Raw genomic sequence first — 13,128 nt, forward strand, 5'->3', positions numbered from 1 at the left:
TCATTTCACATCTCCTTCGCCCGGCTGGCCAAGCTCGAAATCGCTGACCGGTCGCCGTTTCGGATCATTGGCGTCGAACATCAGCGCGCCGTCGATCCACACTTTTTCGGGCCGCGTATAGGCGCTGAACGGATTGCCGTTCCACAGCACGACGTCGGCCATCTTGCCGGGTTTCAGGCTGCCGGTCCGGTCGCCGATGCCCAGCGCCTTCGCCGGGTTCAGCGACAGCCAGGTCCAGGCCACCTCGTCGCTGACGTCGATCCCCATGCGGCGCCCCGCGGCGCGCGCCTTGGCCGCTTCCTGGTTCAGGCGCTGGATCTGGTTCGCGTCGTCCGAATGGACGATCGTGCACGCCCCGGCCTTATAGACCATCGGAATATTCTCGTTGACGCTGTCATAGGCTTCCATCTTGAAGCCCCACCAGTCGGCCCACATCGCCGAGCAGATGCCTTCTTTCGCCAATATGTCGGCGATCTTGTAGCTTTCGACCGCGTGGTGAAAGGTCGAAACCTTGTATCCGAATTCCTTCGACATATCGATCACCAGCGCCATCTCGTCGGCGCGGTAGCAATGATTGTGGAGCAGGATTTCACCCGACAGCACGCCCGCGAGCGTTTCCATCGCCAGATCGCGATCGACGGCTTTGCCGTCGTCCATCTTCTTCTTGTACGCCGCCGCCTTCTGCCAGGTCGCGCGGTTGACCGCAAAATTGCCCATGCGGGTCGAGGGCATCCGGCCCTTGCCGCCATAGACGCGCTTCGGATTCTCGCCGCACGCCATTTTGAGGCCATAGGGCGCGCCGGGAAATTTCATCCCCTGCACGGTGCGCGAAGGCACATTCTTGAGTGTGATCGAGCGGCCGCCCATCAGGTTCGCGCTGCCGGGGAGGATTTGGAGCGATGTCACGCCGCCATTAGCGAGCGCGCGGCTGAAGCCCGGATCCTGCGGCCAGACGCTATGTTCGGACCATACTTCGGGGGTTGTCGGGCTGGTCGCCTCATTGCCGTCCGAATGCGCATCAACGCTGGGCGACGGATAGTCGCCAAGGTGGCTGTGGATGTCGATGACGCCGGGGGTGACGAACTTGCCGGTGCCGTCGATCACGTCATAGCCCGTCGGGATCGCGGTGTCGGCGCCGCCGACCGCCTCGACCTTGCCGCCTGCGAACAGCACGACGCCATTGTCGATCCGCCCGCCCTCGCCATCAAAGATGGTGACCCCGCGCACCGCGGTCGGCCGCCCGCCATAGGGGCGATAGGTCGACGGATAGGGGTCCTTGTTGAACTTGACCGGCTTTTCGGCGGTGGCGGGCTTGTCGCCCGCCGAAGCCGTTTCCTTGCCGGTCGCCGCACAACCGACGAGCGCCAGCGACACCGCAGCCAGCAGGCTGCCCTTCACACCACGGATCATGGATTACGCCCCCTTGGGTTCGGGATGGACACCCGCGGCCTGCGGCTCGCCGAGTTCGCCCTGGCCCGCCAGCTCATCGGCATCGCGCAGCGTGTCGAGGTGCATCAGCTTCTTGATCAGCGGCGACACCAGGATGACCAGCACGCCAAAGCCGATCGCCCAGAGGCCGATCGTCTGGTAAACGTCGAGCACCAGCGCCTTGCCCGCGCCTTCGCCGCTCGCCTTTTCCGAACCGGTCGCGGCGGCGATCAGGCCCGCGGCGAAATTGCCGGTGGCCGACGCAAAGAACCAGGTACCCATGATCAGCGACGCCATATGGGCGGGCGACAGCCGGTTCATCGCGCTGAGGCCGACCGGCGACAGGCAAAGCTCGCCGGTCGTGTGCAGCAGATAGATCAGGAAGATGAACAGCACCGGCGTCGCGACGCCCATGCCAACCGCTTCGGCACCCCATTTCAGAACAAGGAAGCCGAGCCCGAGCTGGAGCATCGCCAGGCCAAATTTCGCCGGCGCCGACGGTTCCATGTTGCGGCGACCAAGCCATGTCCACAGCGCCGCGAACAGCGGCGCGAGCAGCACGATATAACCGGCGTTGAGCGACTGGAACACCGATGCCGGAACCCCGGCGCGATCTACATAACGGTCGGTGAACAGGTTCAGCGACGATCCCGCCTGTTCGAACAGCGCCCAGAACAGGATCGATCCCAAGATCAGGAACATGGCGGCAAAGATGCGGTCGCGATCTTCGCGGGGCAGCTTCACCACCGCCGTGAAAATCACATAAGCGACCAGTACCGCGCCAGCGAGGCCGAGCAACGTGCCGACGATCGCCTGATTCTGTACCATCCACCAGCAGACGGCAACCGCGACCAGACCGACGAGATAGAGCAGCCATTCGAGCTTGATGCCCATCACGGGCGCGGCCAGCTTGACCGGATCGGGCGCCTCGCCGCGTCCGAGCAGCAGCGGCTTGCCCCAGATGAACACGATCAGGCCGAGCAGCATCCCGAAACCGGCGGCGCCGAAGCCATAGGCCCAGCCATAGGTTTCGCCGAGATAACCGCAGAGCAGCGAACCGAGGAAGGCGCCGAGGTTAATCCCCATGTAGAAGATCGTATAGGCGCCGTCGCGGCGCACGTCGGTGCGCGGATAGAGCTGGCCGACGATCACCGAGATATTGGCTTTCAGGAAGCCCGACCCGACGATGATGAACGCCAGCGCCAGCCAGAAGATGTTCAGGCTGGCGGGATCCTGCCCGCCATCGCCCTCGAATCCCATGATGAAATGCCCAAAGGTCAGCAGCACCGCGCCATAGAGCACCGCCTTTCGCTGCCCCAGCCATTTGTCCGCCAGATAACCGCCGAGCACCGGCGTGATGTAAACGAGCGCGGTATAGGCACCATAGATGACGCCCGATTCCCCGTCCGAAAACAGCCAGTGCTTGGTGAGATAGAAGATGAGCAGCGCGCGCATCCCGTAGTAGGAAAAACGCTCCCACATCTCGGCGAAAAACAGGACGAACAGGCCTTTGGGATGGCCGAGGAAGGTTCCTGCGGCATCCCCCGGCTGAGCATAGGCTTTGGTCATGTGCGACTTTTCCCTGGAGATTGTTGGTTTGGGTGCCGTCGATGCGGCCCGGTTGGGCGGCAACCTAACGCGAAAATTGCGTAAGGGAAGAATCTAATTGCGCCGGAAACTTTCTGGCGGACCAACGCTACCGCATGCATTTCTATTGCGAACGGCTCGCAACACTTGCGCAAGGCCGCATAAAGGGCCACAGGACAGCGCATGTTCAACGACACCTCCTCGCTCCGCGCCTACCTCGCCAGCCGCCGTTCGGGCAAGGCACGCGACATGGTCGCACCCGGCCCCGACGCGGCGCAATTGCGCGACATCATCGCCCTTGCACTGCGCACGCCCGACCATGGCAAGCTCGCGCCTTGGCGCATCGTCACCATCACCGCCGACCAGCGTGAGGCCTTGGCATCGCTGCTCAAAGCGGCTTGGGTGGCAGAGAATCCCGGCGCCGCCGGGCTCGATCTGTCGGCGCTCGACCAGTTCGCGCATCAGGCGCCCAGCCTGCTCGTGTTGCTCTCGACCCCGGTCGCGGGCAGCAAGATTCCGGTGTGGGAGCAGCAGATGTCCGCCGGCGCCGTCGGCATGAACCTGCTCCACGCCGCACATGCGCATGGTTTTGTCGGCAGCTGGCTGACCGGTTGGGCGGCTTACAATCGCGACGTCGCCGCGGCGTTCGGCGCTGAGGACGGCGACAGCATCGTCGGCTATTTCTTCCTCGGCTCCCCCGCACGCGAGCTTGATGAGCGGCCACGACCCGAATATGACGCCGTTGTTCGGCCTTGGGAAATTTAGTTACACGGCAGGTCGCCTGATTGTAACAACCCGCATTTGACTGTGCTGCTGTCTTATGGCATTAAGGCGGCATGCTCGATCAATCCAAACCCGTATATCAGCGGCTGCGCGACGTGATCGCCAACGCGATTCTCGATGGCAGCTTTCGCGACGGCGACATGCTGCCGTCGGTCCGTTCGCTCGCCGCCGATGAAGGCGCCAACCCGCTAACCGTCGCCAAGGCGTATCAGACGTTTCAGGACGAAGGGTTGGTGACGGTCAAGCGCGGCGTCGGCATGTTCGTCGCCGCCGGGGCGACCGAACGGCTGCGCGCGATGATGCGCGAGGATTTCCTGACCAACGTGTGGCCCCCCGTCGCCGACCAGATGCGCCGCATCGGGCTCGATGCGCGGACGTTGCTGGACCTGACCGAGGCTTGATCCCTCTCAGCGCTTAGGGGCGGTTTCGAATCCATACTCGGTTTCCGTTCGTGTCGAGCGAAGTCGAGACACGCTTGGGAAGCACCAGCCTTCGCGTGTCTCGACTTCGCTCGACACGAACGGGATCGTGGGGTTTTCGCGGCCAAGCTTGTCCTGAGTTGGCGTCACGCACCAATACGCCTAACGCCCGATCTGCGCCGCCTTGTCGCGCAAATCCGCCGCCGCTTGCGCATTGCCGCGCTTCGCCAACAGATCAGCATAGATCCGCATGATCGCCGCGTTCAGCGGCTGTAATCGATACGCCCGATCGATCAGCGCCAGCGCCCGGACATCATCGCCCTTGGCGGCCCACGCGCGCGCCAGTTCGCGCAGGACCACGACGTCCCGATCCCCAATCCGCCGCCGTACGCGCTCGAAATGCCCGATCGCTTCGTCCCAATGCGCCAGATCCATCGCCAGATGCCCCGCGAGCCGATCGGCGGCGATGCTCGACGGCTGGGTATCGCGGAGCGCCAGGATCGCGGCACCCGACCCCGCCGCATCGCCCGCGCGGAACAAGGCGTTGGCCAGCCGCAGCGTCGTGCGCTCGCTGGCATCCAGGTCGCGCGCGGTGCGATAGGCCTGTATGGCGAGGTCGAAGCGCCCGCTCGCCAGCGCGGCATCGCCGAGCAGAATGTGTGCATCCGCCACCCCGCGGTTGGCGTCGCGCAGCCGCGCCGCGCGCGCTACGCCCCGTTCGCCATTGCCGCGCAGGATGTCGGCGCCGATCGCCGGAATCGCGATTCCCGGGTTCAGCGGCTGGGCGTCGGCCGCCTGGCTCAACACGCCATAGTCGTAATCGGCGGCGAAGGGCGGCGCTTCGCCGCGCGCCAGCGTTGCGGCGCGCGCCAAATAGTCGGCAGCCTCGCTGCGCCGATCGAATTCGCTTGCCGCCCGCGCCGCCAGCAGCAGCGACCAGCTGTCGGCGTCGGGCCGATCGACGATCGGCAGCAGCGCCTCGATCGCTCCGTCGGCATCGCCGTCGGCCCAGTTCGCCGCCGCCAGTATGCGCCGCGCGGTAAAATTATTCGGTTGTTCGACGAGCAGCCGGTCGGCCCAGGTCGCCGCAACCGCCTCGCCGCCGAGCTCCAGTTCGACGACCGCGCTCAGCAGCATGAACCCCGGCAGATCGTCGATCGCCCCGCGGGTGCGCTGAAGCAGGCTGCGCGCCAGCCGGTAATTGTCGGCCCGCGCGGCCAGCACCGCTTGCAGATAATAGATGCGCGGATTTCCGGGCACCACCGTCGCGGCGCGGCGCAGCGCGACCAGCATGTCGCGGTACCGCCCCAGATCGCCCAGCGTCGCCGCCTGATCGATCAGCGCGTCGGCATTGTCCGGATCGGCCGCCAGCGCCTGATCGTACCAGGGCAGCGCCGCCTTCAACCCGTCTTCGGTACGGATCAGATTGGCCTTATACGCCAATGCGGCGCTGTTCCCCTTGTCGAGTTCGATCGCGTAATCGACCGCATCGCGCGCGCCCGCAGTGTCGGCGCTGGCGTCGCGAAAGCGCGCCACATCGACCCATAACGGCGAATTGCGGGGCATTTCGCGCACGGCCCGGTCATAAGCGTCGCGCGCTGCGACCAGATCGCCGTTCGACAGGTGGACGTCGCCCGCGACCCATGCGGCCTCGCCGATCATCTCGGGAATGATCGCGCCGCCGTCGATCGTCTCCAGCGCGCGCTGGCCCTCGCCTTGCATCGCAAAAGCGCGCGCCAGCAACGGTCGCAGCGCCGCAGCATTGCCTCCCGCCGCCAGTGCCCCGTTCACCGCGGCTTCCGCGCCGACCCCATCCCCCATCCGGATCGCAACGCGCGCCAGCTCGACACGCTCCGCAATCGCCTGCGGATTATCGGCAATCGCATCCTGCAATTCGGCGCGGCGTTCGGCGAGGGCGGCGCGCGGCGCATCCGAACCGGCTTCGCCGCATCCGGCGAGCGTCGCCGCCACCAGCAGCGCGCCGATCCAGAAACGTCCAAGGCCCATTCAGGCCTGCATCCGATATTGCTTCAGCAGGTCGTACAGCGTCGGGCGGCTGATCCCCAGCAGCTTGGCCGCGGCGGAAATATTCCCCTCGCTCTGGATCATCGCGCGGCGGATCGCGACGCGGTCGGCCGCCTCGCGCGCGCTGCGCAGGTTGAGCCAGGCTTCGTCGCCGTCGCCCGCCCCGCCGTTCATCAGGTCGAGATCGTCCTTGGCGACCAGCTTGCCGTCGGCCATGATCACCGCGCGCTTGATCCGGTTTTCCAGCTCGCGGACGTTGCCCGGCCAGCGCGCTTCGTCGATCGCCTGCAACGCATCGGGGGCAAAGCCGCGCACCGCCGGGTTCATCGCGGGCGCATATTGATGCAGGAAATGCCGCGCCAACAGCACCGCATCGCCGGGCCGTTCGGCGAGCGAGGGGATCTTCACCACCATCTCGGCGAGCCGGTAATAAAGGTCATCGCGGAAACTCTGGTCGGCGATCATCGCGTCGAGGTCGCGGTGCGTCGCGCACACGATGCGCGTGTCGACCGCGATGGCTTTGCGCCCGCCGATCCGCTCGATCGTCCGTTCCTGCAAGAACCGCAGCAATTTGACCTGCAACGGCAGCGGAATGTCGCCGACTTCGTCGAGGAACAATGTCCCACCATGCGCCAGTTCGATCTTGCCCTCGGTCGTCTTGACCGCACCTGTGAACGCGCCCTTTTCATGCCCGAACAATTCGCTTTCGAGCAGGTTCTCGGGGATAGCGGCGCAGTTGATTGCGACGAACGCGCCATCGCGCCGGCTGCTCGCCTGGTGCAGCCCGCGCGCCAGCAATTCCTTGCCGGTGCCGCTGGCGCCGAGCAGCATCACGCTGACATCCAGATCGGCGACGCGCTCGATCGTCCGCGCGACCTTCTGCATCTCGGGCGCGCCGGTGATCATGCCGCCAAGGACGCGGTTGTCGCTGCTCCCCTGCTGTGCCAGCCGCGCGTTTTCGACTTCCAGCTCGCGGACATGAAAGGCGCGGCGCACGATCAGCCCCAGTTCGTCGATGTCGATCGGCTTCTGGTAAAAGTCCCAAGCACCGCTCGCGATCGCGGCCAGCGCGCTGGCGCGTTCGCCATGCCCCGACACGACGATGACCTTGGTATCGGGCTTCGCCTCCAGGATCGCGCTCAGCGTCCGGAACCCCTCACGCGTCCCGTCGGGATCGGGCGGCAGCCCCAGGTCGAGCGTCACCACTTCGGGCTCCTCGGCGCGCAGCAATTCGATCGCGGCGTCATGGTCGCCCGCGATCAGCACCTGATAATCCTCATACGCCCACTTGAGCTGCGCCTGCAGCCCGGGATCGTCCTCGACCACCAGCAATTTGCGGATATCGGCGCCGCTGTCGCTCATTGCGATGCTACTTTCATCATCAGGTTTGCATTGCCGCCATCGTCCCGCGCATCGGCGAGCGGCAGCCACAGGGTAAAGCTGCTGCCCTTGCCGGGCTCGCTTTCGACATCGATCGCGCCGCCCATGGCCTGCGCGATGTTCAGCGCTTCGAACGCACCCAGGCCAAAACCGCCGTCTTTCGTCGATACGAAGGGTTTGAACAATTCGTCGCGGATGAAGGCGCGCGTCATGCCGCTGCCCTGATCGATCACGTCGATGCGCACGCGGCCATGTTCGGACACCGCCACCACCTGAACCGGCGTATCGGATGCCGAAGCATCGATCGCATTGGCGACCAGATGCTGCACGATCTGCCGCACCGACGCGGCGTCGCCCCACGCCGCGAGCCCCGCCTGACAGCCGACGAACAGCGCGCGCCGCGCCCGCGCCTCCGCCGCGACATCGTTCAATATCGGCTCGATCAACACCCGTACGGCCTCTGCCGCAGTCCCGCGCGCGCGGGGGGCCAGCCGCACCAGCAAGTCGCTGAGCCTCCCCGCGGAAATCTTCAGCGTTTCGACCATGTCGGCGCGAAAAGCGGGATTGTCCGCGTGTCGTTCGGCGTTACGCGCGAGCAGGCCGATCTGGCTCGCCAGATTTTTGATGTCGTGCATGATGAAGGCAAAGCGGCGGTTGAACTCGTCGAAGCGCCGCGCCTCCGACAAAGCCTCTTGGCTTTGCGATTCCGCCAGATAACTGGCAGCCTGCTGCCCCGCGATACGCAGCACGTCCAGATCTTCCCAGTCCAGCGCGCGCGAAACCGGCGGGCGGTGCAGCACGACGACCGCGATCATTCGCTGGAAATGCAGGATCGGGACGACCACCCACGCGCGCGGATCGGAGAGCAGCCATGCGGGAAGCGCCATATCGTCGCCGTCCGGCACGTCCCCGCTCAGACCGCGCCGACGCGCATCGAGGTCGACGATATGCCGCGTTTCCTGCAACATGAACGCCGATCGCACCGACAGCGCCATTTCCTCACCCTCGACGTCGACCGGCCATTGCCATTGTTCGGCGACGCGAAAGCTGCCCCCCGCACCGGGCAGCATCAACAGCGCGGCAGGGCTGCCGGTCAGTTCGGCCATCGCCTTGGCGACGCGGCCGTGCAGGTTGCGATCATCCGCGTCGCCATCCCCCTTGGCGCCCTGCCCCAGCGTCGCAGTGAAACGCATCCATTCGGTCCGATAATCATAGCGATGCTCGAAAAAATGCTTCGAGATCATCACCGACAACCAGGCGCGCAGCCGCGCCGATACGATCAGCAGCCCGCCGGCACCCAGCGCGACGACCAGCGAAGCCGCCTGCGCCAGCACGGCATAATCGCCGCCCACCCACCGTGCGATCGCACCCGTCAGCCCGATGACGATCAGATAGGCCGCACCGCCGACCAGGATCAGCGTCCGCACCGCTGCGGTGCGTGATAGGCGCATCCGCTCGCGCCCGATGTCCATCGCCGCGACGACATAGGTGGGCAGCGTCAACAACACGACCGCGGGCAAAAGCTCGATCAGCGCCTGCGCCCGCTTGCCGGTCAGCGCCCCGATCAGCTGGGCATTGAGCTCATAGGCCCACAGCATCGCGAAACCGCCCGCGACCGCCATCACCGGCATCCGCAATCCGGCGCTCGCGTGCCGGACCCCGCTGTCGACGATCACCAGCCCGCCGGTCGCCACGACCATCGCCGCAAAGATCAGCGTCGGCGCCATCCACGCCTCCGCCTCTGCCCCGGCGCGCCAATGCGCCGCGGCCCCCAGCACCAGCGCCAGGACGGCGATCGTCATCAGCATCCGCAGGATCAGGCGCAGCGGGCGCGACATGGGTGCCACGGCGGTCCAGAAGGTCGCGCTCAGCCACCCCAGCATCGCCAGATCGCGCAGCGTCTGTACGACAAAGGCTTGCGATGATCCCGCCCCGAACATCGCCAGCGCCGCGCACCACAGCGCCGTCGCGGTCGCGGCCAGCATGAGCAGTCGCGGCGCGGGCATCAGCACCGCCATCCGCGCCGTCGGCCGCGCCAGCAACCACAGCGCAACGACCGAAAAGCCGACCAGCGCCAGCACCGACAAAATCTCGGAAAGCCCGGACAGCATGGTCAGCGCGCACCCTCGGGCCACAGCACGACGCGCACCGTCTGGAGCAGGATCAACAGGTCAAGGAAGGGCGAATAATTCTTTGCATAATATAGGTCATATTCCAGCTTGACCCGCGCATCCTCGACCGACGCCCCATAGGGATAGTTGATCTGTGCCCAGCCGGTCAGCCCCGGCTTCACCATATGCCGCTCGGCATAAAAGGGCATCTTCTGCTCGAGCTCCGCGACGAAGCTCGGCCGTTCGGGGCGCGGCCCGACAAAGCTCATTTCGCCCTTCAGCACGCACCACAGCTGCGGCAGCTCGTCGATGCGTAGCTTGCGGATGATCCGTCCGACCCGCGTCACGCGCGGATCATTCTCGCTGGCCCACACCGCCTGTCCCGCCGCCTCGGCATCGGTGCGCATCGACCGGATCTTGTAGATGTCATAGGTTTCGCCGAACAGCCCGACGCGCGGCTGGCGGTAAAAGACCGGCCCGCGGCTGTCGAGCACGACCGCGATCCCCGCGAGCAGGATCAGCGGCAACCCAATGACCAGCACGACCAGGCTGGCGAGGATATCGAACAATCGCTTGCCGACCTTCGAAATCCGCTGCCCTGCGGAAAAGCCGTCGGAGAAGATCAGCCCGCTGGGGTTCGTCGTCGCCAGGTCGACGCGTCCCGTCTCGCGCTCGATAAAGCTCGCGATGTCGTTGACATGCACTCCGGTCGTCTTGACCCGCAGCAGGTCGTTCAACGGCAACGCATTGCGCCGCTCCTCCAGCGCCAACACCACCTCGCCCGCGCGCAGCGCGACGACATGATCAGACAGATTGGGGATCGCATCGCGCGGTACTGCGCTGGCCACGGTCTTTTCGGCGCCGCTCATCGCAACGAAGCCGACGATCTCCAGCCCGCTGCCCGGCTCGTCCGCCAGCGCCGCCAGCCGCGCCGCGCGTGCGCCCGCGCCCAGCACCAAAATCCGGCGCCGAAACGCCTCGGCGCCGGCCGATTGCGTGAGCACCAGGCGGATGACGAACAGCGCCGCGATCGCCATCATCATCGCATACAGGCTGTTGGCGCGCCACAAGGTCGCGGTCGGCAGCAGAAACCCCACCACCGACAGGAAAATCACCCCCAGCGAAATCGCGGCGAGCAGGCGCGCGGTCGCGAACCGCATCGAGCGCAGCCCCTCGTTGCCGTACATTCCGGTCGCCATCATCGCGAGCGAATTGGCGACGGCAAAGGTCGTCAGCGGCAACCAGCGCTCGCCCAGCGGTCCGGCGTCGAACGCGGCCTGATTGGCATAAAGGTGCCACGCCGCCTCGGCCGAACCGAGCAGCGCGAGAAATTCGATCAGCGCCAGCCAGACGACAGCGTGCGGCACATAATGTTTGAACAGCCGGAACATGGTAAAACGGGCAACCCTTTCGCGTCGCCCAATACTACAGCCGAGGCGTCAACTGTCGGTTAATTTTACACTCACGATGCGCGCAATCGGGGATGACCTGCTGCGCCCAAGGCGATAGACGGGCGCGATGACCAGCATGATCCAACCCGTCATCCTGTGCGGCGGCGCCGGAACGCGGCTATGGCCCGAATCGCGCGGCCAGCGTGCCAAGCAGTTCCTGCCGCTGACCGGCCCCGAAAGCCTGTTTCAGCAAACGGTGCAGCGCACTCTCCCCGACGCCGGGTTCGCGCCGCCGATCATCCTGTGCGGCGCTGGCCATGTCGCCGCGGTGCGCGACCGGATGGGGGCGCACCAGGCATCGCTTCTGGTCGAACCCATGCCACGGAACACCGCTGCCGCGATTGCGCTCGCGGTGGCGCGCGCCGACGCCGACGCGCTGCTGCTGGTGATGCCCAGCGACCATGTGATCGCCGACGTGGCCGCCTTCCACGCCGCCATCGCCAAGGGCTCGCGATTGGCGCAGCAGGATTGGATCGTCACCTTCGGCATCACGCCCGACGCCCCCGAAACCGGATTTGGCTATATCGCCAGTGGCAAGGCGCTGGGCGACGACGGCTTTGTGGTCGATCGTTTCATCGAAAAGCCGCCGCTCGCCGATGCCGAAGCGATGCTCGCCGCGGGCGGCTACAGCTGGAATGCCGGCATCTTCCTGTTCCGCGCCGGGCGGATGCGCGACGCGATGCTCACCCATTGCCGCGCGATCTTCGAAGCCGCCGATCGCGCCGTCGCTGCGGGGATATTCGACGGCGACGCGCTTTACGCCGACGCCGAGCATTTCGCCGCCGCCCCGTCGGACTCGATCGACTATGCGGTGATGGAAAAGGACGACCGCGTCGCCGTCGTTCCCGCCGCAATGGGCTGGTCCGACCTCGGCAGCTGGCAGGCGGTCCATGCGCTCGCGCCCAAAGACGACGCCGAAAACGCGGTCATCGGCGACGCTTTCCTGCACGACAGCCGCGGCAACCTCGTCCGCGCGGGCGGCAAGCGCGTCTCGCTCGTCGGGATGGAGCAGGTTGCGGTGATCGTCGACGGCGACGACATCCTCGTCATGCCGCTCGCGCGTTCGCAAGACGTGCGCGTCGCCGCCAAAGCGCGCGAATGAGCGCATCCGCTTCGCTTCCACCTGTCATGACCCGGTACGCGATCGGCTTTGAACGAAGCTACAGGAATTTCTAACTGTCCCGTGCCGCGTTGCAACGGGGGGACATCATGAACGGGGTGATCGCTATCGTCGCGATTGTCGGGCTCCTGCTTGTTGCGGGGGCCGCGATCGGACTTTGCCAACGCCGCGCCTTTTCCGCGCGCTGGCTTGGCGTCGCCGCGGCGCTCGTGTTGCTCAACGATCTGCTGCTCACCCGCGCCTATGGGCTGATCCCGTCGCTGCTGCCCGACAGCGACTGGAACTGGGAGGGCAAGTTGCTGGCGCTGATCGCCACCCTCGCCATCGCCGCTCACCCTGCCTTTGGCTGGCGACGTGTCGGCCTGACGCTGCGGCAACAGCCTGGAAGCCTGCGCGCGGCAATCGCCGTTGCCATCCTCTATTGCGCCTTCTTTCTGGCGCTGGCCGTGGCGTTCCCCAGCGACCCGGTATCGCCCGAAGCCATTGCCTTTCAGCTCACGATGCCGGGGTTCGAAGAAGAATCCTTTTACCGCGGCACCCTGCTGTTCGCGCTGGCGCAGGCATTTACGGCACGCATCCGTTTTCTTGGCGTCGATTGGAGCTGGGGCGCGCTCTTGTCGTGCGCGCTGTTTGGCATGGCGCATGCCTTCGGCTATTCCGATGGCACTTTCTCGTTCGATCCGATTATCATGGCGCTGACCGCCGTCCCGTCGCTGCTGGCGGTCTGGCTGGTGCTGCGGACGCGCAGTCTGTTGCTGCCGGTTATCCTTCACAACTTCGGCAATGCGATTGGCTGGTTGCTGTAACGTGCGGACGGGCGGTCG

Annotated in this window: 10 protein-coding genes; 4 read left to right on the forward strand and 6 right to left on the reverse strand. The window is 65.8% G+C overall.

Going from position 1 to position 13,128, the window contains the following annotated elements; all coding sequences use genetic code 11:
- Together G9408_RS05320 and G9408_RS05325 are read right to left on the reverse strand one after the other, a co-directional pair.
- Positions 1 to 1,410 carry an amidohydrolase gene (locus G9408_RS05320; protein WP_168452991.1) on the reverse strand — a complete coding sequence of 470 codons (1,410 nt, stop codon included), beginning with the start codon at positions 1,408 to 1,410 and terminating at the stop codon, positions 1 to 3.
- A 3-nt stretch (positions 1,411 to 1,413) separates the two neighbouring features.
- A complete protein-coding gene (locus G9408_RS05325) occupies positions 1,414 to 2,997 on the reverse strand; it encodes a peptide MFS transporter (protein WP_168452992.1) in 1,584 nt (527 codons plus the stop codon).
- A 201-nt stretch (positions 2,998 to 3,198) separates the two neighbouring features.
- On the opposite strand from G9408_RS05325, the gene G9408_RS05330 reads away from it, so the two are divergent.
- Together G9408_RS05330 and G9408_RS05335 are read left to right on the forward strand one after the other, a co-directional pair.
- On the forward strand, positions 3,199 to 3,780 hold the full coding sequence (locus G9408_RS05330; RefSeq protein WP_168452993.1) for a nitroreductase family protein: 582 nt from the start codon (positions 3,199 to 3,201) through the stop codon (positions 3,778 to 3,780).
- Between the two features lie 71 nt (positions 3,781 to 3,851).
- Positions 3,852 to 4,199, forward strand: coding sequence for a GntR family transcriptional regulator (locus G9408_RS05335; protein ID WP_137869892.1), 348 nt, complete (start codon positions 3,852 to 3,854; stop codon positions 4,197 to 4,199).
- A 180-nt stretch (positions 4,200 to 4,379) separates the two neighbouring features.
- On the opposite strand, the gene G9408_RS05340 is transcribed toward G9408_RS05335, so the two are convergent.
- From G9408_RS05340 to G9408_RS05355, 4 genes are read right to left on the reverse strand one after another with little or no spacing between them, the layout of a single operon-like run.
- The gene (locus tag G9408_RS05340; protein ID WP_168452994.1) at positions 4,380 to 6,224 is read right to left on the reverse strand and encodes a tetratricopeptide repeat protein; all 1,845 of its coding nucleotides are present in this window, start codon (positions 6,222 to 6,224) and stop codon (positions 4,380 to 4,382) included.
- The gene (gene prsR / locus G9408_RS05345; RefSeq protein WP_168452995.1) at positions 6,225 to 7,604 is read right to left on the reverse strand and encodes a PEP-CTERM-box response regulator transcription factor; all 1,380 of its coding nucleotides are present in this window, start codon (positions 7,602 to 7,604) and stop codon (positions 6,225 to 6,227) included.
- A complete protein-coding gene (gene prsK, locus G9408_RS05350; protein WP_235957474.1) occupies positions 7,601 to 9,733 on the reverse strand; it encodes an XrtA/PEP-CTERM system histidine kinase PrsK in 2,133 nt (710 codons plus the stop codon). The genes prsR and prsK overlap by 4 nt, the downstream gene beginning before the upstream one ends.
- Positions 9,734 to 9,735: 2 nt before the next feature.
- Positions 9,736 to 11,124, reverse strand: a complete 1,389-nt coding sequence (locus G9408_RS05355) for a TIGR03013 family XrtA/PEP-CTERM system glycosyltransferase (RefSeq protein ID WP_168452996.1) — start codon at positions 11,122 to 11,124, stop codon at positions 9,736 to 9,738.
- A 127-nt stretch (positions 11,125 to 11,251) separates the two neighbouring features.
- On the opposite strand from G9408_RS05355, the gene G9408_RS05360 reads away from it, so the two are divergent.
- Positions 11,252 to 12,286 (forward strand): mannose-1-phosphate guanylyltransferase, encoded by a 1,035-nt coding sequence (locus G9408_RS05360; RefSeq protein WP_168452997.1) that lies wholly within the window; start codon positions 11,252 to 11,254, stop codon positions 12,284 to 12,286.
- A 107-nt stretch (positions 12,287 to 12,393) separates the two neighbouring features.
- Positions 12,394 to 13,110 (forward strand): CPBP family intramembrane glutamic endopeptidase, BDIM_20840 family, encoded by a 717-nt coding sequence (locus G9408_RS05365; protein ID WP_168452998.1) that lies wholly within the window; start codon positions 12,394 to 12,396, stop codon positions 13,108 to 13,110.
- The last annotated feature ends 18 nt before the right edge of the window (positions 13,111 to 13,128 follow it).

Origin of the sequence: Sphingopyxis microcysteis (assembly GCF_012274265.1) — a bacterium.
GTDB classification, from domain to species: Bacteria; Pseudomonadota; Alphaproteobacteria; order Sphingomonadales; family Sphingomonadaceae; genus Sphingopyxis; species Sphingopyxis microcysteis.

What these genes read in the sequence shown, in the direction of transcription:
- G9408_RS05330 (WP_168452993.1), top strand. Translation starts at nt 3,199, where the DNA reads ATGTTCAACGACACCTCCTCGCTCCGCGCCTACCTCGCCAGCCGCCGT.
- G9408_RS05355 (WP_168452996.1), bottom strand. Translation starts at nt 11,124, where the DNA reads ATGTTCCGGCTGTTCAAACATTATGTGCCGCACGCTGTCGTCTGGCTG.
- G9408_RS05325 (WP_168452992.1), bottom strand. Translation starts at nt 2,997, where the DNA reads ATGACCAAAGCCTATGCTCAGCCGGGGGATGCCGCAGGAACCTTCCTC.
- G9408_RS05320 (WP_168452991.1), bottom strand. Translation starts at nt 1,410, where the DNA reads ATGATCCGTGGTGTGAAGGGCAGCCTGCTGGCTGCGGTGTCGCTGGCG.
- prsK (WP_235957474.1), bottom strand. Translation starts at nt 9,733, where the DNA reads ATGCTGTCCGGGCTTTCCGAGATTTTGTCGGTGCTGGCGCTGGTCGGC.
- G9408_RS05365 (WP_168452998.1), top strand. Translation starts at nt 12,394, where the DNA reads ATGAACGGGGTGATCGCTATCGTCGCGATTGTCGGGCTCCTGCTTGTT.
- G9408_RS05360 (WP_168452997.1), top strand. Translation starts at nt 11,252, where the DNA reads ATGACCAGCATGATCCAACCCGTCATCCTGTGCGGCGGCGCCGGAACG.
- G9408_RS05335 (WP_137869892.1), top strand. Translation starts at nt 3,852, where the DNA reads ATGCTCGATCAATCCAAACCCGTATATCAGCGGCTGCGCGACGTGATC.
- prsR (WP_168452995.1), bottom strand. Translation starts at nt 7,604, where the DNA reads ATGAGCGACAGCGGCGCCGATATCCGCAAATTGCTGGTGGTCGAGGAC.
- G9408_RS05340 (WP_168452994.1), bottom strand. Translation starts at nt 6,224, where the DNA reads ATGGGCCTTGGACGTTTCTGGATCGGCGCGCTGCTGGTGGCGGCGACG.